Source organism: Shewanella sp. 5S214, assembly GCF_041439795.1.
GTDB lineage: Bacteria > Pseudomonadota > Gammaproteobacteria > Enterobacterales > Shewanellaceae > Shewanella > Shewanella vesiculosa.
The window spans coordinates 82,513-108,593 of the sequence record NZ_JBGOOV010000006.1 but is presented as its reverse complement, the minus strand read 5'-3'; the positions used below and the strand labels follow the sequence as shown (position 1 = coordinate 108,593).

Sequence of the window (26,081 nt, the reverse complement as noted above, 5' to 3'; positions counted from 1 at the left end):
CAAGCCTTGTTATCTCTGCCTAATGAGATACTTGATATGATTGAGCAAACGATGCCAGTCCCATTGTTTCAGCAACTTGCTGCACAATGTACGGCGGTAATGGTTTTTAATATAGGCATGAGCAATATTAATATTAAGCTCTGTTGTAACGATGGCGATAAGGTATTAAGAGTCAATCAAGCTCACAGTAATTGGTGTGATAGAAAGCTTGAAGTGGCCTGTTGGCAAGTCGCGATGGCAGCTAACATTGCACCGGCCCTGATTTGGGTCAGTGATAATAATCAAATATATTTAAGTGAGTTTATTGATCAACAAAACATGGATTGGTCGATCTTTTTTACAATGCGTGGTCAGGAATCGATTCGACAAGCAACAAAGACGCAGATTACAGCAGTGGATGCGGTGCCTTTATTAAGCGAATTATTTCGAACGCTCAGTGGATTACCCATACCGAATAAAAGTATGACTGTGAGCACTCAGTGGCAACAATACGCACATCAATTAGACTCATTAAGTGCATCGCAAACCAATTTGCAGTGGCAACACGCTTGGCAGCAATTATTGCGCTTAAATGGCCTTGTTCGACAGTGGTTATCGCAGCTGGAGGCTTGTGTGTTGCTGCCTGCTTTTTGTCATCGAGATTTGACCCCGCATAATTTACTGCTCAGCGGTCATCAATCGCAGCGCTTATTATGCATTGATTATGAATACGCGGTGGCCAGTCATCCGTTATTTGATTTAGCCAGTGTGATAGCCACACATGAGTTATCATCAAGGCAAGTAAATCAATTAGTTGATAGCGTTATCTTGCAGTATTGCCAAACCTCTAATCTTACAGATGTTGCTGCAGCTAAAGCGGCATTACCAGCAGCCATCAATTGTTTTTGGCTATTTTCAGCGATGTGGGCATTATTAATGGCCGCCAAAGAACCACAAAAATCCACACAATACATACATTACTTTACAAAATATTTTACATTAATGACTTGCTAATATGCCCTGATAACGTACAAATAAGATAAGTTTTGCAAAGGAAATCATTTGTGTCTAAAAAATTAATTATCCTGCTGTTAAGTAGCTTATTTTTTGTTGGCTGCTCAACTAAAGTAAGTTACTTCTTTTTGGATTGGGCGATTGAGTGGGAAGTTGAAGAATACGTAGACTTAACCTCAGAGCAACAAGACAAATTTGATCTCATTGTTGAGTCTTTTCTCGTCTGGCATCGCCAGCAAGAGTTGCCACGTTATCGTGATCAACTGTCATTATTATCAAGCTTAACCAATCAGCAGACCATGACGCCAGAGTTATGGCTTGAACAAGTCTCAATGGCAAAAGCTCATTGGTATCGTATTTTCGATTTTGTTATGCCAGATCTGTTACCTCTTATTGCGAGTCTAAGCGATGAACAAGTGGAGCAGATTTTAGTGCAGCTGAAAAAAGAACAACGAGAGTTAATTGAAGAATATGCAGGTAAAGATCAAGCCGAATTGATAACCGACTCAGACAAAAGAATCGCGAAGCAATTATCTGAATGGACAGGGAATGTAACTGATGAGCAAAAAAGTATTATTCACCAAGCCAATACTAAACGTTTAGCAACATTAGATATGTGGTTAGAGTATCGCCATGAGTGGTTGAACCAATTTGAACAAGCACTGAAACGCCGCCAGCAAACAGAATATTTTACTCAACAAATGACGTTATTGATGGTTTCACCTGACGAGCTAAAATCTCAAATCTATCGAGATAATGTAACTGAAAATACCCGAAAATTCGGTTCAATGTTGATTACTTTAAATCGCACTTTTAGTCCAAAACAACGTAAGCATTTCGATAAAAAACTAACAGAGTTAGTGGATGATTTAACTGAGCTTCATTTAGACAAATAAACAAGCATCTAATGAGTATCATAGCCTCAGCTGAAATCTTTTCTATTCTTCGCGGGTCTCTTGAAGTAATAACGAGATCAGTAGGGATGATTATGCAAATGCTTAGCGGGTTATATCAACAGTTTTTAAATGTCATTAAACACATTCAAGGTTTTGCGCCATTAGCGTTGAGAATTTATTTAGCACCTGTGTTAATGCAAGCCGGTTATAACAAATTATCACATTTTGAAGACTCCGCCGCTTGGTTTGGTAATCCAGATTGGGGATTGGGTTTGCCTATGCCTGAAGTCATGGTAGCAATGGCAGCAGGTACAGAATTGTTTGGTGGTTTTTTACTGCTAATCGGACTTGCTACTCGCATGGTTGCAATGCCTATGATGATGACCATGTGCGTAGCCGCTTTTGCGGTGCACTTACCTAATGGTTGGTTAGCCATTGCCGATCCCAGTTCGTGGTTAGCAAATGAGCAAGTATTAGCATCAGCGGAAAAGTTGGCTGCGGCCAAGTCTATTTTACAACAGCATGGTAACTATGAATGGCTTACCAGCTCAGGTAACTTGGTTATCCTTAATAATGGTATTGAGTTTGCTATGACCTATCTCATCATGTTGTTTGCTCTCTTTGTACTAGGGGGCGGGCGCTACACCAGTGTTGATTATGTTATCGCTGAGCGTTTTTTAAAAAATGCCTAACGAGGATCTGTTTTAATTGAGTCCAAAAAGATCAACCCTGTTTTGAATATATCCCACCCAATAGGTGGGATATTTGTTAATATCGGTACCTGAATTCATTCCAAAGGAGCGTATCTTGGACGCAACACAACTACTCCTGACTCGCCAGTCTACACCACGCCTAATTGCCCCAGCACCAAATGCTGAGCAACTTACATTATTGCTCAATGCCGCTGCAAGAGTGCCTGATCATGGAGCATTGAACCCATGGGAATTTATTATCGCAATTGATGATGGTTTAGCTAAATTGGCAGACATTTTCGTTGACGCCGCTAAAATAACGGGAGCCGATGAAGCATTTCTCGCCAAAGTGGCCAATATGCCTTATCGCGCCCCCATGGTCATTACTGTGGTTGCAAAAACACAAGTACACGATAAAGTCCCCATTTTGGAACAGCAAATTGCAGCTGGTTGCGCCACAATGGCAATGCAACAAGCCGCTTTTGCCATTGGACTCGGTGCCGTATGGCGCACTGGTGATTTTGCTTTTGATGCTAATGTACACCAACAATTAGGCTTGTCTAAGCAAGACCAAATTGTCGGTTTTTTATATGTGGGAACACCTGCGGTAACTGCGCCAATAAAACCACTAAAAGAAGGTCAGCAATTCGCTCGCTATTTATAAGCTAAGCCAATACAAGATATGAGCCTTACTTTAACGAATATAAAATGAGGCTCGTTTTTGGCGATTCAATAAGCTAATAAAAGCATTTATGTCAATGGCTATTCGTAGAACTCAAGTGGGATCATATTCTGATAAACATAATAACCTAACGGCCCCATTAACAAACTGAGTGAAGACCACACAATCCGTTGGGCATTTTTGATATGTGCTTTCGACGTTAAGGCTCGATAGCAAAAGTGAATATGTAAAATCAATAATGCAATAAGCATTAAGACTAACGTAATGTCCATATTATCCATGTCATGTTCCTTTGCGTTCCAGCAATGACTTAGTTAAGTATAAGTTTACAATTGAAATCTGTAGTCAAAAGAATAAAAATCCATTTTCTTTAACTGCTATTCATTGTTTATGTTATTTAATTTACTTGAAAAATAAACCAATTCATAGCCTGTAAACCATTAAATATTCATAATTTTTTAATTTTTGCACTAAGGTATGACGCGTCCATCATCATTCGTTGAATGTTTGAACTGGATCTTATTTTGTTGTGGTAACCACAATGGATATTTGTACATCGCCAGAATAAATAATTGGCTATTGACTAGCGTGGCCAACCAAGTATGGACTTTAGGGTAGGGCATGCCGTTAAACCATGCAGGTTCAACATTAGCAAATTGCCTAATAAAGGGGAAAATAGCAAAATCGGCCAAAGTAGGCGTGTCGGTACACAAATACAGGTGTTTTTGTAACTGATTTTCCAGTAACTGAATAAACTGCTCAGCGTGCTGTCGGTAGTATAGTTGACTGTATTCAGGGTACCTGTCTGCATACTTGTATTTATCTAGCCAAGGCTTAAAGTCACAATCGTTAGCATTTATGAGCCTTGTCGTTGTGGGCTTATCTAACCATGACAATAGCGATTGATACTCGCCAGGCGTTAAGTGATGGGTTGCAATATCAGGATACTCAGTTAATGCATAGCGCATGATATCAATGCTTTCACTGATCACTTGGTTGTCCTGTGTGACTAATACGGGCACAGTACCTTTGGCTGATATCGCTAACATCTGCCTAGGTTTATGTTTAAGTTCAATTTCACGTACTAGTGGGTTTAGCTTGCTTAAATGTATCCCCATACGGGCGCGCATTGCATATGGGCAGCGACGAAAGCTATATAAAATGGCACAATTCATTAGATGTCATATAAAATTAAGTCTTACTAATAGAGTAACGCTTTAGAGATAAAAATCCCAAAATAAAATGCAAATCACAGTGAAAACCTTGGTTGGAATTGTTTTAGTATTTTTTTTAGTGTGATTTAGGTATACTTTCGGCCGTTTTTTTGAGTCTGCACACTGTGTGCGGACCTTATTATATGCACTGGAAATTAAGTTCCAGCTAGCGGAGACGCCACTGTTATGCAAGACACTCATCAACACCTTACTCAACACTCTCAGCCAGAGACATTGCAACCCAGCTCTAAAGTTGCGGTGTGCGCATTATATAAATTTGTTGCCTTACCTCATTTTGAAGCTATTCGTCAGCCATTGCTGACTGTGATGGAACAACATGATATCAAAGGAACCTTGTTACTGGCCCAAGAAGGGATCAATGGCACAGTTGCTGGAACCCAAGCAGCAATTGAAGATTTATTGACTTGGTTAGACACACAACCAGGTCTTGATAACATTGTCACCAAGTGGTCTTTTGACGATGAAATGCCATTTTACCGCACCAAAGTAAAGCTTAAAAAAGAAATCGTCACTATGGGCGTTGAAGGTATCGACCCGCGTAAAGTGGTAGGTACCTATGTTAAGCCGAAAGACTGGAATGCCCTGATTTCAGATCCTGATGTGGTGCTGGTTGATACTCGTAATGATTACGAAGTGAAGATAGGCACATTTAAAAATGCCGTCAATCCTGTTACCGAGACGTTTCGTGAGTTCCCTGAGTACGTTAAACAAAACCTCGATCCTGCTAAGCATAAAAAAGTGGCGATGTTTTGTACTGGTGGTATTCGTTGTGAAAAATCGACGGCTTATTTAAAAGAGCAGGGCTTTGATGAGGTTTATCATCTTGAAGGTGGCATTTTAAAATATCTTGAAGAAGTCGAGCAAGAACAAAGCCTATGGGAAGGTGAGTGTTTTGTATTTGATAACCGCGTGGCGGTGAATCACAGCCTTGAAAAAGGTCAATACGATCAGTGTAATGCTTGTCGTATGCCGATAACTGAAGCTGAAAAGCAAACTGATGCTTATGTTCAAGGCGTGAGTTGCCCGCATTGCATCGATAAGGTACCCGCTGAGCAGCGTCAGAGATTTATTGAGCGTGAGCGTCAAGTTCAATTAGCCAAACAACGTGGCGAAGTTCATATTGGCAGTGACGTAAAGCAAGTCATTGATGCACGCCGTCAGCACAAAGAAGCTCAGCGTAAAGCCCAAGAAAAAGTAAACAGTAAACAGTAAAGGTTAACCGTTAAACTAAAGAGTGAACTAAACAGTTAAAGCCCATCATTGCCGATGGGCTTTTTTGTGGCAGAGCGCCGTTATCATCGAAGCTCACTAAGTTGTCACTGATTGACTAAAAATACATTACAGCGAACCCATTCCTTGATTAACGCTAGATAAATAACATCAAGCTTTTCTTGTAGATGAATCACCTTATCTTGTATTTTCGCCATTGCTGGATAATAAAATTGCGCGCCGTGCAGAGGCAAAACGAGCCTTAAAAAACTCTCCATGCTACTCGAAAAATACCTAACAACCGTACACGTTCAGTTAATGGACCATGTTTATCGTAGGCTTCTTACAACACTCAGGCATTAAAGGATAACCAGGATAACTCTTAGTCAATTGAGCGATTTTTAAGCCGAGGATGCAATGAGACCTGTTAGAAGATTGATATGCAACATATTGAATTATCTGTATCTAACTAAAAGTACTAATGGAGAAATACTCTGTGGCACTTAGTTTATGAGGTTTTATGACAGATTTATTGATGGGCTAAGCTTTTCCTTGGTACAAAACCGCATAAATGGTTTAGCAAAACCGATTATTATGCTATTTTGAGCGCTTTTTTTATTTGAATGACTAAAGGTAGGCCGATGTTTGTTGGATTCGATTATGGCAGTGCTAACTGCGCGATTGGGGTAATGATTGATAATGCAGTGGCATTATTGCCATTATCAGCGGACTCAGATTTCATGCCGTCAACATTATATGCGATGGACCGCGAGCTAATAGCCGAAGCTGTATATTGGGGCTTACCTGAACATTTAAAAGCGCAGTATTCTCATTTACGCAGTTCGCAATTGATGCGGGCAAAACAAATGCGCCATGAGCTAGATCTGTCACCAAACGAGCAAGCCGTGTTTGTTGGACAAGCTGCAATAGATGCCTATTTGGAGATGCCTGAAGAAGGTTTTTATGTGCGTTCACCAAAGTCTTTTTTAGGTGCTAATGGCCTGCGTGTTGAGCAAATTGCCTTATTTGAAGACATTGTCACCTTGATGATGCAGCACGTTAAATCCTTAGCCGATAAGGCATTAAGTGCCAAATCACTGACATCAGCGAGCCATGCAGTGATCGGCCGACCAGTTAACTTCCAAGGCATTGGTGGCGAAGAAAGTAATCTGCAGGCCGAAGCTATTTTACGTCTAGCGGCCACGCGTTCGGGCTTTACTGATGTAACGTTTTTATTTGAGCCCTTAGCGGCGGGGATGGATTTTGAGTCAAATCTTAACGATGACAATACCGTGCTTGTCGTTGACGTTGGCGGTGGTACCACTGATTGCTCTGTAGTAAAAATGGGCCCGTCACATATCCATCAACAAGACCGAACGTCGGACTGCTTTGGCCATTCAGGCCAACGTATCGGCGGTAATGATTTAGATATCGCACTAGCAATGACAGGCTTAATGCCAAGTTTTGGTGCTGACACCTTAATGATTAACGGTAAACCTATGCCAAGAACGCCTTTTTGGAACTCGGTTGCGGTAAATGACATCAGTGCTCAACGTGATTTTGTTAGTTTACAGTCGCGCAAATTAGTTGAGCAGTTAATTAAGGAAGCTCAGCAACCTGAGCGATTAGTTCGTTTACAAAAAGTACAAAAAAATCAAATGAGCTATCAAGTTGTCCGTCAAGCTGAAGCGGCGAAGATCAGTTTGTCTGATCATGACACGATTCAATGCCCATTGGATTTTATTGAAAAAGGCTTGTTTGTCCCTCTAAGTGCAGCGCAGTTTGCGCAAGCCATCAATGATCCTCTCGCTAAAGTTGAGGCGTTAATGAAACAAGCAATGCAAACGGCTATCACTAAAGCAGAACAACAAGATTGCGACATGCCAACCACTCCTGATATCGTGTATGTCACAGGCGGTACAGCCCGAAGCCCAGCGATATATGACAGAATTGCGAGTGTGTATCCTGATGCTAAAGTCGTGGTGGGTGATCATTTTGGTTCGGTAACAGCAGGTTTAACTCGTTGTGCTCAAAGCGCATTTTAACGAGATTACATTTAACAGATAAAGGCTCGTTATTATGCGAACAAATAGCCTGTAGGTTAGCAACCTTGTTAGCCAAGGGCTCCACCTTATGAAGCCCTTAATTAAGTGTAATGGGGCGGTGCGAAGATATAGGCAAGCTCTTTTGACGATAATTACTGTCCAATTTTATAAGGTTTACTGATGAAAAAAATACTTACCGCGATATGTTTAGCTACACTTGTTACTGCGTGCTCTGATAATGAAGTTGGTGATGTTTCACTGGGAATGTTTACTACGCAAGATATAAAACTAAATATTTTAAAAGATGAAATTGTCTCTGGTGTAACCTGTCATATCGCCTCAATCGAAGCCAACCTGAGTTTTTCAGACCCAAGTGATAGCTCCATCTCTTGCAGACAAACTGGTGAGATCACTGCGGATATGATTGCACAAATAGATAAGAGTAAATCAGGTGAAGTGGTATTTAAAAAATCAAAAAGTATTTTTTTCAAATCAATGAAGATTAGAAGGATCTTCGATGCTGAAAATCAAACCCTGATGTATGTTTCTTATTCCACTAAAGAAACATCAGGAAGTTTTAAGCATAGTCTTTCGACAGTGCCACTTTGGGGAACCAAAGCCTATGTTGAGCCAATTCAAGCTCAATAATCACCAGGTTAGCGCTAGCTCATGGCAGCCACATACCTTGGTTGACTATTGTTCGTAGCCATTAGATATAACTGCTTGTGAGTTCAATAAGTCGCTATTCACAGATCCTCGATATTGTTTAACATATAAAAAATGCCTGTTAGGGTTACTAACAGGCATTGTTACTTGATTTCATTTACTTTATGCGTGAATTAACATTCGACGATATTCACCGCAAGACCGCCTTTGGCCGTTTCTTTATATTTGCTGCGCATATCTTTACCGGTTTCCATCATGGTTTTAATCACTTTATCCAGTGAGACTTTATGATTACCGTCGCCGCGCAGCGCCATACGTGAAGCATTAATCGCTTTTACCGCTCCCATGGCATTACGTTCAATACAAGGCACTTGCACTAAGCCGCCAACAGGATCACAGGTTAAGCCTAGGTTATGTTCCATGCCAATTTCAGCGGCATTCTCAACCTGTTCTACAGTTCCGCCCATAATTTCAGTTAACGCACCGGCTGCCATTGAACAGGCTACGCCTACTTCGCCTTGGCAACCGACTTCGGCGCCAGAAATGGAGGCATTTTTCTTGTACAAAATACCAATGGCAGCAGCGGTTAACAGATAGCGACTACATACATCGATATCCACTTCTTGAACAAACATGTCGTAGTAACACAATACCGCAGGAATAATCCCCGCAGCACCGTTTGTTGGTGCGGTTACGACGCGATCGCCTGCTGCATTTTGCTCATTAACCGATAAAGCAAACAAATCAACCCAGTCCATAGCGGTCAATGGGTCAGTGTTATTGCGTCCTTCTGCTTTTAAGCGGCGGTAGAGCGCGGGAGCACGTCGGCGTAACTTTAAACCGCCTGGCAATATGCCTTCCTTTTGATAACCGCGTTCAACGCAGTTTTTCATGGTTTGCCAAATTTTCCACAAACCTTGCTTGATTTCATCTTCACTGGCAATGCTAAGTTCATTGGCCATCATTAATGATGAAATGCTTAAGCCATTATCACAACACAGTTGCAGCAATTGCAGGGCACTATTGAAGTCATAAGGTGCTTGTTCAATTGGCGTTGCTGGAGATGCATTTTGTTGAGTGATTTCATCTTCATCGAGAATAAAACCACCACCAACAGAATAATAAGTACGTTGATATATGCATTCGCCTTTAGACAAAGCATATAAGGTCATGGCATTAGCATGCGCAGGTAAGGTTTTACGTCTGTGGTAGGTAACACCGTCTTCGCGAGTAAATTTAACCTGACGACCGTCTGCCAAGGTAAGCTTTTGGCTGGTAGACACAGTCTCTAAAATGGCATCAATGGCATCGGTATCGACGGTTTCTGGGTCTTCACCCATTAGGCCTAAAATAACCGCTTTACCTGTGCCGTGGCCTTTGCCTGTTTGACCTAACGATCCAAATAATTCTGTTTGTAACTCGTCGGTATTCGCTAATAAGTTATTATCAGCGACATGCTGTATAAAAATTTTACCAGCTTTCATAGGACCCACAGTATGAGAACTAGAAGGACCGATACCAATTTTGAACATGTCAAATACACTAATCATGTTGTTTAACCCTTGCTGAGTCGTTTATTGTTTTCGTTATAAGTGAGTATAATCGTCACATGTAATGTTGGCGGTTTATCTCTTATTCTTGCTAGAGTATCCCACACATTAATCAATGTTAGTTCATTAGATTTTTTGATGCATTATTTTCACATTAGCCAGTCTTATACTTAATGGGTTATTTGACGTGGTTAACCTGACAAAGTCGTCAGCTTTATAGATAGGAGAAAGGTTTGAGCTATTTAATGATGGATCTTGCAGGTTTAGCAGTCTCTGTGCTTGAAACCGAGCAATTACGGCACCCTCAGGTGGGTGGTATTATATTATTTAGTCGTAACTTTGGAAGTAAAAGTCAACTAATTGAACTAGTTAAGCAAGTTCGTCTAATTCGTCCTGAATTATTAATTGCCGTTGATCACGAAGGTGGTCGAGTTCAACGTTTTCGTGAAGGCTTTAGTTTAATTCCTGCTATGGGTGATATTTTACCTGCTGCTAAAGGCGATTTAACATTAGCTAAACAATGGGCGAAGGAGTGTGGTTTTTTAATGGCTATTGAGCTTTTAGCCTGTGACATCGATTTAAGTTTTGCGCCCGTATTAGACGTAAATGGTATCAGTGAGGTGATTGGTAAGCGAAGTTTTAGTGCTATTGCTGATGAAGTTAGCGTGTTAGCCCAACAATTTATTATTGGCATGAATGAAGCCGGGATGGCTGCCGTAGGTAAACATTTTCCTGGTCATGGCAGTGTCGCTGCCGATTCACATATTGCAATGCCTGTTGATCCGCGCAGTAAAGAACAGCTGGAAAATGTCGACATGTTGCCGTTTACCCAACTGATTGGATCACAGCAGTTGCAAGGTGTTATGCCTGCACATGTTGTTTATTCTAATATTGATCCTAATCCTGCGGGGTTTTCACCTTATTGGTTACAGACCATTTTACGTCAACAATTAGGCTTTAATGGGGTTATTTTTTCTGACGATTTAGGCATGAAGGGTGCGAGTTTTGCCGGTGATTATCTTGGGCGGGCTAAAGCGGCATTAGATGCAGGTTGTGACATGATTTTGGTATGTAACGACCCCGTTGGTGTAAAGGCTTTATTAACCGAGTTTGATTGGCCCGCTGCAGAGCCTATGCATACCGCTCTAACGTTAAAAGGCGATGCAGAGCAAACCCTAAAGGCACTTGAGCAGCAAACTCGGTGGCAGGCAGCGCAACAATTGGCATCCGATATCACAGCCATGGCGCAGTCGTTATAAACAGTTTCGATAGTAAATGAGCTTGGTATTAAGCAAAAAAACCGGATCAATCGATCCGGTTTTTAATTATCTGCTTGTCAGGTACTCAGCTATTAACCTGTATATGGCACAGCTTGATTAGTGGTAGAACGTTCTGTTAAATCAATCGGTTTCACATTAGTGGGTTGAGCCATTTTACGAATTTGCATCACAATACCCAATTGTGGGTGATCAAAATAATGGATTTCACCACTGCGAACCCGTCGATTTTGGATCAGTGGAATACTTTCTAAGTAAGGCGCCAATTGTTTTTTACCTTCAATGTCTAACGCTGAATATTCGTTAAACTCCAAAGGACTCGATTCCACCATTTTTTGAGTCGGTTTACGCAAGGCCAAATTATTTTCAATGTAAAGATAATGACTGAGGTAAATGTTAATTGAGCCGTCTAATTCCCATACCGGGTTAATCTTTGGCGCTTCATAAACATCACCTAATGCACCAAACTCTGTACCTGGTTTTGTTTCTACTGGATTTGGTTTTTTAACACTCAAACCATGATATTCAAAACTCTTTGAAAAATCCTTACCACCAAAAATACGGATAGGCTTAGCTCGTCGACGAGATTGCATATTTTGCTGCCAAGTTAAATGCACTAGCCCTTTAACATACGGTTCGCGGCTAATGGTTCTAATTAAGTCACTAAATTGACCTTGGCTATTAGCCAGTAACAGTGGCCCTTGACTTAAGTATGCCTGTTGCGGCGAGCTAGCTCCGATATTAAATGGAACTTGGCTTGGATAGGTGACGGTAGTATTGCTGACAATTGGAGCATTACAGTTGCTAGCACCATTGGTCCAGTCGGTTGAAGTACAACCATTTAAGCCAACGGCCACTCCGGTGATGTCGGTACTGATCACTGGGGTAATAATATCTACCGTATCGGTACTCAGTTTGGGAGGTGCGGCATTTAGCCACTTTTCAACAGAGGGTTGTTGGCGTTCAAATACAAACACTTCAACTTCAAACCATGATTCTGCATGGGCTGAAAAGCTGTGGGATAGCGCTGTGATAGCGGCGATAGTAATCGCAAGTTTACGAAGCACTATTTGTCTCCAAAATTTGATGTTTAGCGAACTGTTCAAGCAAGGTACTGATGAGCTCAAGACGCTCTTTGCTTGTTTCAGCAGGAATATTGAACTTTAACTTATTTGGCCCGTCCATTCGATAGATTTGTGGCTGGTTTTGCAACAAACCAATAATAAACATTGGATCGACGTGATTTTCTTGACCAAATTCAACACTGCCGCCTTTAGCGTGCATTTCTATTTTGGCAATACCCAATGCCGTTGCCTGGTGTTTGTATAGCGTGAGCGCCATTAGATTTCGCGTTGGTTGAGGTAACATACCAAAACGGTCGATAAATTCGACTTTAAGCTCATCAAGCATGCTATCTGTTTCGCAGTTAGCAATACGTTTGTAAAGTGACAAACGCATGTTAACGTCACTGACGTAGTCTTCAGGTAATAACGCTGGAATACGTAAATCAATTTCTGCTTTGGCGCTCATCATATAAGCTAAAGAAGGCTCTTTTCCTTCTTTGAGGGCCTTTACGGCAGATTCCAGCATTTCCATGTATAAACTAAAGCCAATTTTTGAAATATGGCCACTTTGTTCATCGCCGAGCAATTCACCTGCACCACGAATTTCTAAATCTTGAGTCGCCAGTAAAAAACCGGCTCCAAGATCTTCCAAGGCTTCAATCGCTTCAAGACGTTTACGTGCATCTGGGGTCATGCGTTTAGGATGCGGGGTCATCATGTAAGCATAAGCTTGGTGATGCGAGCGCCCAACGCGACCACGGAGCTGATGCAGTTGCGCTAAACCAAACATATCTGCTCGGTCAATCATAATGGTGTTGGCACTGGGCACGTCGATGCCGGTTTCAATAATGGTGGTACACACCAGTACGTTAAAGCGTTGATGATAAAAATCAGACATCACTTTCTCAAGATCGCGCTCACGCATTTGACCGTGGGCAGTTATCACGCGCGCTTCTGGCAACAAATCGCGAATGTTTTGTGCGGTTTTCTCGATAGTCTCAACATTATTGTGCAGATAATACACTTGGCCACCACGTAAAATTTCACGCAATATGGCTTCCCGTGTGGTGGCCTTATCATATTCGCGCACAAAGGTTTTTACCGCTAAACGTTTAGCGGGTGGCGTAGCGATAATCGATAAATCTCGCATACCCGACATGGCCATGTTTAAGGTCCGCGGAATAGGGGTGGCTGTGAGAGTAAGAATGTCGACGTTGGCTCTAAGTGCTTTAATTTTTTCTTTTTGACGCACGCCAAAGCGGTGTTCTTCATCGATAATCAGTAAGCCAAGATTTTCAAAATTAGCTTCTGATGACAGTAATTTATGAGTGCCGATAACAATATCGACTTTGCCTTCAGACAATTGTTCAACCACATTGCTTTGCTCTTTGGCTGTTCTAAAGCGCGACATGACTTCAATCACTATGGGCCAATCGGCGAAACGGTCGGTAAAGTTTTCATAATGTTGCTGCGCCAACAAGGTTGTTGGCACTAATACTACAACTTGTTTACCGGCATTCACCGCCACAAATGCTGCGCGCATGGCCACTTCGGTTTTACCAAAGCCTACGTCACCACAGACTAAACGGTCCATAGCTAATGGCGCTTGCATGTCCTCAAGTACCGCAAGAATGGCGCTTTCTTGATCAACCGTTTCTTCAAAGGGGAAACCTTGGCTGAATTGAGCGTATTCTTGTTCATCTATACTCATCGCTTCGCCCGGACGAGCTTGGCGACGGGCATACACATCAAGTAATTCAGCTGCCACATCTCGAATGCGTTCAATGGCTTTTTTCTTGGCTTTTGCCCAGGTTTCGTTACCTAACTTATTAAGATGAGTACTGCCGTCGGCACTGGCATTGTAGCGGCTAATAAGGTGCAGTGATGACACGGGCACATACAGTTTGTCACCACCAGAATATTCCAGTTTTAAATATTCGGCGACTAAGCCGCCAGTATCAAGGGTTTCTAACCCCTGGTATAAGGCCACGCCATGTTCAAGATGCACTATGGGTTGACCGACTTTAAGTTCGGCTAAGTTTTTAACTAATACATCTGAACTAACTTGTTTTTGTTTTTCGCGGCGACGTTGCTGCGAGATACGTTGACCAAATAACTCGGTTTCACAAATGATGCTCACGGCACCTTTTGTTGTGTCGGTTAGTACACACCCGCGCGAGAGCGGGGACACGATTAAACCAATGCGGTCTTCGGCGGCTAAGTAATCATTAAGATGATCAAACTGTTTAGGTTTGATGCCAATTTTAGCAAATAGCTCTAATAAGGCCTCACGGCGACCTTCTGATTCCGCACTAAATACCAAGGCTGGGTGCTGTTGACAATATTCTTGTAACGCAATCAGCGGTTGCTTGAGTTTATGATTAGCATTAATGTCGGGCAGTTTTTCAACGTTGGCGACAAGAGTGTGTTTAGGCAGCGCAACTTCGGCCAACGGCTCGCCAGCATTGTTGGTGTCACTAGCAATATACTGCTGTAATAACTGCGTGCGGTTATAGGACTTAAATGCCGAAAATAACTCATCATTAAGCAAGTAAAGTTCTTGTGGTGCCAGTAATGGCCGCAGAGGATCGACTCGTCGGTCTTCGTAACGGACATTCACTTCATGTAAGTGGGCTAAGCTGGCTTTTTCAATATCGCCTAAAGTGATAAGTTGACTATCTTGTGGCAAGTAATCAAATAGCGTGGCGATATCATCGAAAAACAGTGGTAAGTAGTTTTCAATACCGGCTGGCATTAAATTACGACTAACTTGTTGATAAACCGACTCAGCCTCTTTTGAGATCACCTCAAAGCGACGACGATAACGTTGTCTAAAACCTTCAATGGCATTGCTGTCGGTGGGAAACTCTTTCGCGGGTAGCATGCGAATGGCATCACGAGCCATGCCTGAACGCTGGGTATCAACATCAAAAAAGCGGATCGATTCCACTTCATCATCAAACAGTTCTATGCGTAACGGTTGTTTCGATCCGGTAGGGAAAATATCAATAATAGAACCACGAATAGCAAACTCACCGTGCTCATAGACTTGATCAACTAAATGGTAGCCGGTGTCGGTAAGGTGCTGTCTGGCTTGCTGTAAACTGTAAGTATCACCTTTATTAAGCACCATGACATTAGCGGTCATAAATGATTTAGGCGGTAAGCGAACCATTAAAGTGTTTACTGGCACTATCACCACATTATGCTGACTCTGGCCAATATTGGCCAAGGTTTCAAGACGCTGTGAAATCAGGTCTTGATGTGGCGAAAAACTATCGTAAGGCAAGGTTTCACGGTCGGGAAACAAACACACATTGATATTGATGTGATTTAATAAATAACTCAGCTCAACCTCAAGTGACAGCGCACTGGGCGTGTCATGGGTGACAATAATACTGGTACCAGCATGGTTATTAATTAAGTTAGCAAGGGTGATGGCTTGTGAAACCCCACCTAACGTTGCCAAAGTTTGCGTTTGTTGGCCTTTTTTTACACTCGGCGGCGTGAGTACACTAAATAGGTTCATTAAAATCTTTGTCAGTTCCGTTTGCGATCAAGTCGTATTGAATGAGGCTATGCTTCAGCTGCGCTGCCTATCGATAGTCTGTTTGCGTTTTTTGAGCATTTTTTGTTGTACATTCAAGCTTGCTTTAACTAATTGCTCAATATCATCCTCAAGTATTTGACTAAACTCAAGGTCACAGCGCCAATATGGGGTTTCTATGGCATCATCTGTTGCTAAAGGGGTACAGGTTTTTATTTGGCAAATACACAATATGGCAACTAATTCCGCGTGCAAGTAGATGTGGGTTTTAACGTGATCATTGATATCCAATGGACGTGATGAAATGATACTCACGCCACTGCCACCAAATTGATCGCCTGTAAATAACTCGCCATCTTGCACTTCTTTTTCAAGCACATGTTGTAATACTAAATCGACTTTGCGTGATTGTAGCTTTAAAAAATCGACCACAGCTTTAGCATCATTGTCTAAATTTCGCAGCTGCAGTAAACAATTGGCTTCAAGACTTTTCACTTCTGTTAGTAGTTTTAACCCAACAGATTGCATGTCTCTAAGCTCATCATCTGTGGGTAAAGCACGCTTTGGATCCCACAAAGTGAGATAGACATTAAAGTGGTGAGGCACACTAAAATAAGAATTGCTGTCAGGTATCAAGGTTTGCCTCTTTATTTATCACACTAATAGCCCTATTATCGTGCCCAACTTAATGATTTAGCAAGTCATACACGCTGGCTTGTTGTTTTCATGTCATCATTTAGCCCGATTGTCTGACTAATACGCCTAAACTGGCGCACAGGATTAGTATTTTTTTATGAATTTAGGATTTTCATTTTTTATTGGCTACCGTTACTGGCGAGCCCGAAAAGCGAATGCTTTTGCCTCTTTTATTACCTTTTTTGCTGTGTCGGGTATTTTTTTAGGTGTGGCAGCATTGATCGTGGTGAGTTCGGTGATGAATGGCTTAGAAGGTCAGCTCAAAAATCGTATTTTAGGTGCTGTGCCACAGATGACCTTGATCAGTGATATGGGATTTCGTGATTGGCAACAAAGCACCCAGAGTCTATTGGCTGATAAAGATTTATTACAAAAAATTCGCGGCATTGTGCCTAGTGCAACCACTCAAGCTATGATCCAATCGAGCAGTAATATCCATGCGATTCAGATGTATGGGGTGTATCCAGAACTTGAACAATCCCTGTCGAGCATTGCTTCACATACTTATTCCGATGCCTTTTCAACCTTAAAGGCCGACAAGTATTTAATTGTCCTTGGTGCTGATCTTGCCCGTAAATTAGATGTAAAAACGGGTGACCGGGTCAGGGTGCTAAGTGGTGATGGCGTGGTGTACTCTCCAATGGGCCCAGTACCTAGTCAGCGTAAATTTACCGTTGCGGGTATCTTTGAAATGGGCTCGCAAGTCGATTCGAGCGTGGCCTATGTGCATTACAAGGATGCGCGTAAGTTGATGCGTCAAGACAGTAATACTATAAATGAGCTGCGAGTATATTTGAAAGATCCTTTCTCGGCCCCGACACTAGCATCGAAAGTGGTTGCCGGATTTGCCAAGCAAAATATTGACATTCAAACCCGTGATTGGCGCCAAGACTTCGGTCATTTATTTTCGGCGGTAAAGATGGAAAAAAATATGATGTCATTGATGCTCAGTTTAATTGTGGCTGTGGCTGCATTTAATATTGTGTCAGCATTGGTGATGATGGTCGTGGATAAAACTACCGATGTTGCGGTGTTAAAAACCCAAGGGTTAACGACTACTTCGGTAATGACGATTTTTATTGTCCAAGGCTCCCTTAATGCATTGTTAGGGCTAATGCTTGGTACTATTGCTGGCATAGTGTTAACCCTCAATTTAAATGAAATATTAACCTCGCTTGGCATTTCTATTTTAGGCTTAGGTCAGACTTTGCCGGTGCAATTTTCATTAGCGCAATTGAGTCTTATCATTTTGGGCACATTATTTATGACCTTATTTGCCACCCTTTATCCTGCGTTGTCCGCCGCAAGGGTTCAACCCGCTACCGCTTTGAGATACGAATAATGAGTCAGACACAACAAGTATTACTTCAGGTTCAGCACGTTAGTAAGCATTATCATGATGGTGAAGTGACCACTCAGGTATTATCTGGGGTTGATTTAACCGTTTATAAAGGTGAACAGTTGGCTATTGTCGGCAGTTCAGGATCGGGTAAAAGTACGCTTTTACACATTATGGGTACCTTAGATACACCCACATCGGGTAACGTCATGCTAGACGGCGAAGACTTATATCAATTGTCTAGTGCCCGTCAGGCGATAATACGTAATCAAGATTTGGGCTTTATTTATCAATTTCATCATTTGCTACCTGAGTTTTCCGCATTAGAGAATGTCGCTATGCCGGCATTCATTCAAGGTAGAGATAAAAAGCAAGCTTTGGTAGATGCGCAAAACTTACTCGAGCGTGTTGGCTTAGGCCATCGTTTGCATCATATTCCGGCACAGTTGTCTGGTGGTGAACGCCAACGTGTAGCGATTGCTCGTGCATTAATCAATAAACCTAAGTTGGTATTAGCCGACGAGCCAACCGGTAATTTAGATGCCAGCAGTGGTAACAATGTTTATGCGATGATCCGCGAGTTGGCCCAGCAGTTTGGCACTGCATTTGTGGTGGTGACTCATGATCACAGCTTGGCCGCTAAAATGGATCGTCAACTCACTATGAAAGATGGTGTGCTTCAAGTTACTGCCAATCCACCTGCTGTAGGGTTAGCAGAATGAGTAAGTGGCTGCCGTTAACCATTGGCTGGCGTTTTTTTCGCGCGCGACAGTCTAATGGCTTTATTGGGTTTATTTCTTTTGCGTCGACCGCTGGTATTGCTTTAGGCGTTGGCGTATTGATTGTCGTATTATCGGCCATGAATGGTTTTGAAAAAGAGTTGCAAGAGCGTTTATTAGGCGTGGTGTCACACGGTGAACTTGTTGGTGTTAATCAACCCATTACCGATTGGCATGTTATCGCGAAGAGTGCCTCAAACATGCCGCAAATTACTGGCGTAGCTCCATTTATTCGTTTACAAGGTTTAGTGCAAAAGCCTGGAGGTTTTCAAGGACTAACGGTCAATGGAATTGATATTAAGCATGAGTCAGATGTGTCGAGTATTGCTGATTATATGCCTAATGATGCGTGGCAATCATTGGCGGGTGATGATAACCATATTGTGCTTGGTCGCAGTTTATTGACAAAATTAGGCTTAAAAGTTGGTGATACTTTAGCTATGTATACCCCTGACACGAATAGTAGTCAGTTAACGTCAGCTAAGAGTCATCGCTTTGTGGTATCCGGTGTATACGATTTGGGCGGCGAAATCGAGTCAACCCAAGCGTATGTGTCGCTTAATTATTTAGCCGATTTACTTGAGTTAGGAACCGGCGTTTCTGGTGTGCGAATTCAAGTCAATAATGTCTTTAATGCGGCGAGTATTACCCGTGATTTAGGCTTTGCTCAAGAGCAATATTTATATATTAATGATTGGACTCGCAGTCAAGGGCATTTGTACCAAGATATTCAATTAGTCCGCTTAGTCATGTATCTGGTACTCGCTTTAGTGATTGCAGTGGCTTGCTTTAATATCGTGTCGACACTTGTAATGGCGGTGCGCGATAAAGCGTCTGAAATTGCAATTTTAATGACTATGGGGCTCTCTCGTGGTGCGATTATGACCATATTCATTCTGCAAGGTGCGCTTAATGGTGTTATGGGCTGTGTTATTGGGGGCGTGTTAGGCGTCAGCTTAGCGTATAACTTAAGTGCCATTGCGAGCAGCATTGAACACCTTTTAGGGGTGCAGTTATTGGCTTCTGATATTTATTTTATTGATTTCCTACCATCAGAATTACATTATCAAGATGTGGCAGTGGTGCTATTAATGGGCCTATTTATGAGCCTTATCGCAACCATTTATCCTGCATGGAAAGCGACTAAAATTTCTCCGGCTACCGCATTGGCGGGCAGATAAGGCCTATAAACCAACGAGGTTGATATGGACAGTAATGCTAATGTGCGTCCACTAAAGTGTCCAACGTTAACCTCGGGCAGCTTAATCATCCGGCCATTGACCTTAGATGATTTAATTGCATTTACCGCTTATAGAGCAGATCCTAATGTTGCTCGATATCAGAGTTGGACGGATTATCACTATCAAGACGCACTAAGCTTATTGAATTTAACCAACTACCAAGATTTTGCTAAAGCAGGGCAGTGGTATCAATTAGCTATTAGTGATCAGCATGAGCTGTTAATGGGCGATCTGGCGGTACATTTTATTGATGACACCCAAGTTGAAGTGGGTTTTACTGTCGCTCCAGCATTTCAAGGACAGGGAATTGCAGCACAAGCGTTAACTTGTTTATTGCAATATTTGTTTGTGGAATTATCTCGTCATCGAGTTATTGCTCAAACTGATTGCCTCAATCTAGCCAGTGCAGCGCTTTTAGAAAAGTTGCAGTTTCGTCGTGAAGGCCATTTTATTAACAATGTGTTTTTTAAAGGCGCATGGGGTGATGAGTATCTGTATGCCATGTTGGCGAGTGAGTTTGATAATCAATATCCTGAGCATAAATGATAAAGAAAGCTGTTATGTCTTGTAATCAATGTACTGATTCCGTTTTTAAACAAAAAATTGGTCGCTGTAAACGCTGCATGTGGCAATTGACGTTACTGAGCGCAATTACATGGCCACTTTGGTGGTATTGCTATGCAGATACCCCTAAGAGTGTAGAATCTATCGCGCTACTTTTCTTTGCAGTTAGTTTTAGCGGGTTACTTACGCTGCACTTGGTTGTGTGGACCTACCGCAACCTAACCAGCCGCTGTCGGTAATCTAAATGTTGCTAAATCGTCCTTTGAACGACTGATTTGATTGTGTTTATTTGTAATAGATAAACTATCGACGCTGCGAGTCACAAGAACGTACGCTTTGTTGTGTAAAACAAATTCCCCCTCATAAATTGCAGCGTTGCTTAACTAAGCAACAATCACGACAACATCTGTATCTGTATCTGTATCTGTTTTTGTTTACCGAACGAGTCAGCATCAGTATTTCGCTTCAGTACCCCGTAGCACTGATCCACCACCAAATCTTCGCTTAGTTGGCCATGCTCAGGATCAAACTCCCTAATGGTGTATGAGCGCTTAATCGCAGCATTAGGATTTGTTAATGTTATATTTACGAAAGTGGATTAACAGACCAAAAAATTGCACGTTTAGCATAGCGGATGTCACAAAACTTAAATCAACAGCTTTAGTTGTAAAAAAGACCGCTATTGCGGCCTTAGTGATTTCAGTTGCTCAATATATTTAAAGCTTACTGACCTTTACGCTTTTGCCATTTAAATAAAATTGAGTAGCGCCACATACTTTTAATGACAATATAACCGATTAACGCTGACACAATGCCTAATACTAAGCAACCCACTAAAAAGGGAGGACCTATGGTTGACAACGAGGCCTCAATCCATGCCCAAGTGGCTTCAAATTGAAATGCCTGCGCTCTATGTCCGATGATTTTAGCACCTAACAAATACGCACCATAAAACATGATAGGCATGGTCAGTGGATTAGTTATCCATACCAGTGCGACAGCAACGGGGAGGTTGACGTTAAATAAAATCGCAAACCCTGCAGCAACCACCATTTGAAATGGCATGGGGATCCAAGCCACAAATAGTCCGACCGCAAAGGCGCCAGGAGCTGATTTGCGATTTAATGCCCACAAATTAGGTTTGTGTAATAGTTTGCCAAACACCCGTAAATACTTATGATCACGGAGTGTTTCTGGTTTGGGCATAAATCTTTGTATTAATTTTTTTGGCATATTTGTCGATTAATGTCTTAACTAATTCATTATGAATCGATTTATCTATGGCTTTTGCGCCTGTTCTTTATCAGCGATGTTATGGCCTTCGCTGGCACCTTTATGGTGTTTACCTATTCTATTTTTGGCTATGCTACTTTGCCTTCGCAAAGGGCCACTTATGGCTGGCTGTTTATTCGCCGTCATTTGGCTGAGCCTGTTGTTTCATTGTCTATATATGCATCAATATGCTGAAAAGTCGCAACAAATTGAGTTTAAGGCGCAGATAGTATCACTAGTTAGCCAAAACAGCGACTGGATTAGTTTTGATGTGCGCGTTATTTCTGAAGCTGATCAAGACGCCTTTTTTGATTCTTGGGCGCTTAACAATGTGCAGCGATATTACCGATTAACATGGCAAAAGCCAGATAAAATTGTTGTCGGTCAAATATGGCAATTTAGTGCAAAGTTGAAAGGGATCTCGAGCATACAAAATCAAGGAGGCTTTAATCAACAAAAGTACTTCATTACTCGGCATATTATTGCCAAAGGCCGCGTTAAACAAGCTGAGTTAATTCGTTATGGTGGGTCTTTACGCCAAGATGTCACGCAGAAACTAACCCCTATATTGGCACAACTTGCTCAGGGCGATATTTTACAAGCGTTAATTTTGGGTGATAAAAGTGCTTTAACCACAGCGCGATGGCAGCAATTGCGTCAAACAGGGGCAGGGCATTTAGTCGCTATTTCTGGGTTACATTTATCGGTCGTTTTTGGCTTGTTTTATGGCATTTTTCTCGGCATAAGCCGTTATGCATTTTCTTGGCAGCATTTAGGTAAAATGCAATTCGCCATGATATTAGCGGGCATATTTACCTTTGGGTATGGCTATTTATCGGGTTTTGCAATTGCTACGCAGCGTGCTTTATTGATGTTATTTCTGTTGCTCATTTTTAGTTTTATTAAGCAGTTTAGCCACCATTGGGATCGATTGGTGTATGCCTTGTTTTTTGTGTTGCTGTTGGATCCTTTTGTATCGCTTGGTGCCGGATTATGGTTATCGTTTGGCGCATTGGCCATTATTTTGTTGTCGGTGCAAGCCAATACGGTTGAGCAGCAGGCAGAGATAGGCACTGATTATGTAGCTAAACGTATTTCTGCATCTTCCTCTAATATGGCTGAGCGATTCGTACAAAAAATCCTAAAACTTAAAGGTAAGCTGCTTCATGGACTCAGTCTGTTGTGGTCAATTCAATGGCGATTAGCGCTGCTATTGGGAGTACTGCAAGGCATTTTGTTTGGCAGTATTTCACCTCATAGCATATGGCTCAATATGCTGCTCGTGCCTTGGTTTAGTCTGGTGGTGATCCCATTAACGATACTCAGTTTTTGCATTTGGTTAGTGGTGTTGTGCATTTTTTTGTTATTGGGTATCGATAGCGACTCGCAACAACACTTAGGTACGATGATCTTTCAATGGGCGAATATGAGCCTTGAGCCATTTGCCTGGTTGTTACAGCTGAGCGATCATTTGCCAGTAAATCAGTTGCTATTAACTGAACAACAACTGGCTGGATTGGTATTTTCTATTTTTGCGATGATGTTGTTGAGCATTCGTCGTCATGTGGCTAAAAAGCAAAAGAGAATTTACCTTTTTTTCGTTACCATATTGCTGCTGCCAATCGTCATCAATAAGTTAGTGACTCAAGAGATATTGCCTGCGCCATCATCTTCATTAGGCTCAACACCATGGCAGCTTCATGTTATTGATGTGGCTCAAGGCATGGCAGTCGTTTTACAGCAAGGTCGACACGGGATTATTTACGATACTGGTGCCGCTTATGGGGATTTTAGCTATGCACAACGGGCAATAGTGCCTTTTCTTGCCAGCCAAGGTATCCGTTTTATTGATTATATTATTATAAGTCATGATGATAATGACCATGCTGGTGGCGTGCATGTGTTGCGTGAACAATTTCCACTGGCGAGGTTAATTGCTGACTTTGCTATAACCTCCAAAGCTTTATCGCTGTCACCAGCAGTCGCACAAGCTTGTAAAGGGCAAATACTCTGGCGCGGTATACAAGTAAACTTCATTGGTAATCCGTTAACGGCATCGAATGATAATAACAACTCATGTGTGGTTAAATTGTCTGATGGCTTGTCTTCAGTATTGTTAACTGGAGACATTGAAGCCGACAGAGAGCAGACATTAATTACAGCAAAGGCTGATGATATTCGAGCCGATATTTTATTGGTGCCGCATCATGGTAGCCGAACATCGTCTACCCCAGCATTTATCGATAGCGTCAATCCGCAATTAGCCATTTTTACCGCTGGTTTTTCTAATCAGTATGGTTTTCCTAAACCTGAGATTGTTGCGAGGTATCAACAGCAGGGCTGCAAAATATTACAAACGGGTCATGCCGGCCAAATTAGTATCACTTTTGATCAAGGCGAATATAAAATCGCCACTTACCGCCAACAAATGGCTCCATTTTGGTATAACCGTTTGTTTAGATTTGGTGAGTCACTTAAAGCAGAGTAGAATATCATTTATGTTTGTTAGTTAAGTATTGGATTCAATGTCAGCATCACCTAAAAATGAAATGTGGATCGTTTTCAAACGTTTGATGACCTATGTCGTGCCAATGAAAGCCATGTTTATTATGGCTGTACTCGGCCTTATTACCTATGGCGCTGTCGATGCAGCGTTTATCGCATTTATTAAACCTTTTATTGATGAAGGTTTTAGTCAAACGCCAGCCATAGTGGCAGGAGTCGACTTACCTACTCATGGTGGGTTTAATGCCAATAAAGACATTATGTTAATGGCGCCGATTGCGGTTATTTTAATGTTCAGCTTACGTGGTTTGGCTAACTTTGTGTCGACCTATTGTGTGTCGTTTATGAGTGCACAGCTCATTATGGATATGCGCCAACAAGTGTTTGAGCATTATCTGCGTTTGCCTGTAAGTTATATCGACCGCGAAAATAGCGGTAATTTGATTTCGCGCGTCACCTTTGATACTGAACAAATTGCCCGAGCATCTGGCAGTGCGTTAATTTCAATTGTTCGCGATAGCATGACCGCCATCGGCATGTTAGGCATTATGTTCTATTATTCGTGGAAATTATCCTTATGCATACTAGTGATAGGTCCAATTATGGGCGTTGTTATCAGTATTGTGAGTAAGCGCTTTCGTAAGGTATCTAAGCAGATCCAGTCTGCTATGGGCGGCGTAACGGCAACGACTGAACAGATGATTAAGGGCCATAAAAACGTATTAGTCTTTGGTGGTCAAAAAACAGAGGTTGATCGTTTCTATCAAGTTAACGACCAGAACCGTTACCAGAATATGAAGCTAGCGGTAGCTCAATCTGTTAGTCAGCCATTGATCATGGTTATTGGATCTTTCGCACTGGCGTTTGTGTTGTATGCCGCCACTTGGGATAGCATGAAAACCGATCTGACCGCAGGTACGTTTGCGGCTATTTTAGGTGCCATGTTGGCCATGCTACAACCGATTAAGAACTTAACCCGAGTTAATGCGGAGTTTCAACGCGGCATTGCAGCTTGTACTACTGTATTTGAATTACTAGATACTCCGCCTGAGCCTGATAATGGCCCGTTCACCATCGATCGCGTTCAAGGCAAACTGACATTTGAAAATGTGACCTTTTCTTATCCAGGGCAAGATAAACCCGCTTTGAACGGTATTGATTTTGAAGTTAAACCCGGTAAAACCATCGCTTTAGTAGGGCGCTCTGGCTCTGGTAAGTCCACTATCGCGAGTTTGATTACGCGTTTTTATGGTGGATTATCAAGTGGTGATATTCGCCTTGATGACACCAGCATTTACGATTACCAATTAAAATCATTGCGTAATCAAGTGGCGTTAGTGTCGCAGCAAGTGACCTTATTTAACGACACCATAGCGAATAATATTGCTTATGCTTACCCAGGCGAAGTTACCCGCGAGCAAATCGTTCGCGCTGCTGAGCTTGCTTATGCGATGGAGTTTATCGAGACATTGCCAAAAGGGCTCGATACCCAAGTGGGCGAAAATGGCGTGTTGCTTTCAGGTGGTCAACGTCAACGTATTGCGATTGCTCGCGCTATGTTACGTGATGCCCCAGTATTGATTTTAGATGAAGCGACATCGGCTTTAGATACTGAGTCTGAAAAAGCGATTCAAAAAGGCTTAGATAATCTGCGTCATAACCGTACCTCAATTGTTATCGCCCATCGTTTATCGACAATTGAAAGTGCTGATGAAATCTTGGTTATCGATCAAGGTCGAGTTGTTGAGCGCGGTAATCACAGTGAGTTAATTGCTCAAGCTGGTATTTACGCCAATCTTTATCAGATGCAGTTCAGTCAATAATGATTA

At 42.0% G+C, this 26,081-nt stretch carries 23 protein-coding genes; 15 read left to right on the top strand and 8 right to left on the bottom strand.

The genetic code is table 11. The features are described 5' to 3' along the window. The first annotated feature begins 36 nt into the window (after positions 1 to 36). From ACED29_RS05815 to ACED29_RS05800, 4 genes are all read left to right on the top strand, one after another. Positions 37 to 993, top strand: coding sequence for a phosphotransferase (locus ACED29_RS05815; RefSeq protein ID WP_371697250.1), 957 nt, complete (start codon positions 37 to 39; stop codon positions 991 to 993). Between the two features lie 50 nt (positions 994 to 1,043). Beyond that, positions 1,044 to 1,889, top strand: coding sequence for a DUF6279 family lipoprotein (locus tag ACED29_RS05810; protein WP_371697249.1), 846 nt, complete (start codon positions 1,044 to 1,046; stop codon positions 1,887 to 1,889). Between the two features lie 92 nt (positions 1,890 to 1,981). After that, the gene (locus ACED29_RS05805) at positions 1,982 to 2,581 is read left to right on the top strand and encodes a DoxX family protein (RefSeq protein WP_182722261.1); all 600 of its coding nucleotides are present in this window, start codon (positions 1,982 to 1,984) and stop codon (positions 2,579 to 2,581) included. A 115-nt stretch (positions 2,582 to 2,696) separates the two neighbouring features. Then, complete coding sequence (locus tag ACED29_RS05800) at positions 2,697 to 3,245, top strand: NAD(P)H nitroreductase (protein ID WP_124015753.1); 549 nt, start codon at positions 2,697 to 2,699, stop codon at positions 3,243 to 3,245. Positions 3,246 to 3,343: 98 nt separating this feature from the next. Here the strand turns inward: ACED29_RS05800 and ACED29_RS05795 are convergent, their stop codons facing one another. Together ACED29_RS05795 and ACED29_RS05790 are read right to left on the bottom strand one after the other, a co-directional pair. Continuing rightward, entirely contained in the window at positions 3,344 to 3,544 is a 201-nt protein-coding gene (locus ACED29_RS05795; RefSeq protein ID WP_124015754.1) for a hypothetical protein, read from the bottom strand. A 189-nt stretch (positions 3,545 to 3,733) separates the two neighbouring features. Continuing rightward, the gene (locus ACED29_RS05790; RefSeq protein ID WP_371697248.1) at positions 3,734 to 4,438 is read right to left on the bottom strand and encodes a glutathione S-transferase; all 705 of its coding nucleotides are present in this window, start codon (positions 4,436 to 4,438) and stop codon (positions 3,734 to 3,736) included. 225 nt (positions 4,439 to 4,663) lie between these two features. Between ACED29_RS05790 and ACED29_RS05785 the strand changes: the two genes are divergently transcribed. The 3 genes from ACED29_RS05785 to ACED29_RS05775 all read left to right on the top strand — a co-directional run bounded on the left by ACED29_RS05785 (position 4,664) and on the right by ACED29_RS05775 (position 8,400). Continuing rightward, a complete protein-coding gene (locus ACED29_RS05785) occupies positions 4,664 to 5,710 on the top strand; it encodes a rhodanese-related sulfurtransferase (RefSeq protein WP_182696927.1) in 1,047 nt (348 codons plus the stop codon). Positions 5,711 to 6,348: 638 nt separating this feature from the next. Continuing rightward, positions 6,349 to 7,752 (top strand): molecular chaperone, encoded by a 1,404-nt coding sequence (yegD, locus tag ACED29_RS05780; RefSeq protein WP_371697247.1) that lies wholly within the window; start codon positions 6,349 to 6,351, stop codon positions 7,750 to 7,752. Positions 7,753 to 7,932: 180 nt separating this feature from the next. Continuing rightward, positions 7,933 to 8,400: a CreA family protein gene (locus ACED29_RS05775; protein ID WP_124015757.1), complete on the top strand. Its 468-nt coding sequence runs from the start codon at positions 7,933 to 7,935 to the stop codon at positions 8,398 to 8,400. 191 nt (positions 8,401 to 8,591) lie between these two features. Here the strand turns inward: ACED29_RS05775 and ACED29_RS05770 are convergent, their stop codons facing one another. Then, positions 8,592 to 9,968, bottom strand: a complete 1,377-nt coding sequence (locus tag ACED29_RS05770) for an L-serine ammonia-lyase (protein WP_124015758.1) — start codon at positions 9,966 to 9,968, stop codon at positions 8,592 to 8,594. Positions 9,969 to 10,201: 233 nt separating this feature from the next. Here ACED29_RS05770 and nagZ point away from each other — a divergent pair, with 233 nt between their 5' ends. Then, positions 10,202 to 11,227 (top strand): beta-N-acetylhexosaminidase, encoded by a 1,026-nt coding sequence (nagZ, locus tag ACED29_RS05765; protein WP_371697246.1) that lies wholly within the window; start codon positions 10,202 to 10,204, stop codon positions 11,225 to 11,227. A 92-nt stretch (positions 11,228 to 11,319) separates the two neighbouring features. On the opposite strand, the gene ACED29_RS05760 is transcribed toward nagZ, so the two are convergent. From ACED29_RS05760 to ACED29_RS05750, 3 genes are read right to left on the bottom strand one after another with little or no spacing between them, the layout of a single operon-like run. Beyond that, positions 11,320 to 12,312 (bottom strand): peptidoglycan binding protein CsiV, encoded by a 993-nt coding sequence (locus ACED29_RS05760; protein ID WP_371697245.1) that lies wholly within the window; start codon positions 12,310 to 12,312, stop codon positions 11,320 to 11,322. After that, entirely contained in the window at positions 12,302 to 15,838 is a 3,537-nt protein-coding gene (gene mfd, locus ACED29_RS05755; protein WP_124015761.1) for a transcription-repair coupling factor, read from the bottom strand. The genes ACED29_RS05760 and mfd overlap by 11 nt, the downstream gene beginning before the upstream one ends. A gap of 54 nt (positions 15,839 to 15,892) precedes the next feature. After that, positions 15,893 to 16,492, bottom strand: coding sequence for a hypothetical protein (locus tag ACED29_RS05750; protein ID WP_182742128.1), 600 nt, complete (start codon positions 16,490 to 16,492; stop codon positions 15,893 to 15,895). 157 nt (positions 16,493 to 16,649) lie between these two features. Here ACED29_RS05750 and ACED29_RS05745 point away from each other — a divergent pair, with 157 nt between their 5' ends. The 5 genes from ACED29_RS05745 to ACED29_RS05725 are packed head-to-tail and all read left to right on the top strand — an operon-like array spanning position 16,650 to position 20,714. Then, the gene (locus tag ACED29_RS05745) at positions 16,650 to 17,894 is read left to right on the top strand and encodes a lipoprotein-releasing ABC transporter permease subunit (RefSeq protein WP_124015763.1); all 1,245 of its coding nucleotides are present in this window, start codon (positions 16,650 to 16,652) and stop codon (positions 17,892 to 17,894) included. Beyond that, a complete protein-coding gene (gene lolD, locus ACED29_RS05740; protein ID WP_182696922.1) occupies positions 17,894 to 18,613 on the top strand; it encodes a lipoprotein-releasing ABC transporter ATP-binding protein LolD in 720 nt (239 codons plus the stop codon). Before ACED29_RS05745 ends, lolD begins: the two co-directional genes overlap by 1 nt. Further along, the gene (gene lolE / locus ACED29_RS05735; RefSeq protein ID WP_124015765.1) at positions 18,610 to 19,851 is read left to right on the top strand and encodes a lipoprotein-releasing ABC transporter permease subunit LolE; all 1,242 of its coding nucleotides are present in this window, start codon (positions 18,610 to 18,612) and stop codon (positions 19,849 to 19,851) included. The genes lolD and lolE overlap by 4 nt, the downstream gene beginning before the upstream one ends. A 24-nt stretch (positions 19,852 to 19,875) precedes the next feature. After that, positions 19,876 to 20,457: a GNAT family N-acetyltransferase gene (locus tag ACED29_RS05730; RefSeq protein ID WP_124015766.1), complete on the top strand. Its 582-nt coding sequence runs from the start codon at positions 19,876 to 19,878 to the stop codon at positions 20,455 to 20,457. 14 nt (positions 20,458 to 20,471) lie between these two features. Further along, positions 20,472 to 20,714, top strand: coding sequence for a DUF3624 domain-containing protein (locus ACED29_RS05725; RefSeq protein ID WP_371697244.1), 243 nt, complete (start codon positions 20,472 to 20,474; stop codon positions 20,712 to 20,714). 484 nt (positions 20,715 to 21,198) lie between these two features. Here ACED29_RS05725 and ACED29_RS05720 read toward each other — a convergent pair whose 3' ends face one another. Together ACED29_RS05720 and ACED29_RS05715 are read right to left on the bottom strand one after the other, a co-directional pair. Beyond that, a complete protein-coding gene (locus tag ACED29_RS05720) occupies positions 21,199 to 21,708 on the bottom strand; it encodes a DUF2062 domain-containing protein (protein WP_182696919.1) in 510 nt (169 codons plus the stop codon). Between the two features lie 45 nt (positions 21,709 to 21,753). Further along, entirely contained in the window at positions 21,754 to 21,894 is a 141-nt protein-coding gene (locus tag ACED29_RS05715) for a hypothetical protein (protein WP_182742133.1), read from the bottom strand. On the opposite strand from ACED29_RS05715, the gene ACED29_RS05710 reads away from it, so the two are divergent. Both ACED29_RS05710 and msbA read left to right on the top strand, forming a co-directional pair. After that, positions 21,839 to 24,235, top strand: coding sequence for a DNA internalization-related competence protein ComEC/Rec2 (locus tag ACED29_RS05710; RefSeq protein ID WP_371697281.1), 2,397 nt, complete (start codon positions 21,839 to 21,841; stop codon positions 24,233 to 24,235). The two genes, ACED29_RS05715 and ACED29_RS05710, sit on opposite strands and share 56 nt — an antisense overlap. A 37-nt stretch (positions 24,236 to 24,272) precedes the next feature. Then, complete coding sequence (msbA, locus tag ACED29_RS05705; protein ID WP_124015770.1) at positions 24,273 to 26,075, top strand: lipid A export permease/ATP-binding protein MsbA; 1,803 nt, start codon at positions 24,273 to 24,275, stop codon at positions 26,073 to 26,075. Positions 26,076 to 26,081 lie beyond the last annotated feature (6 nt).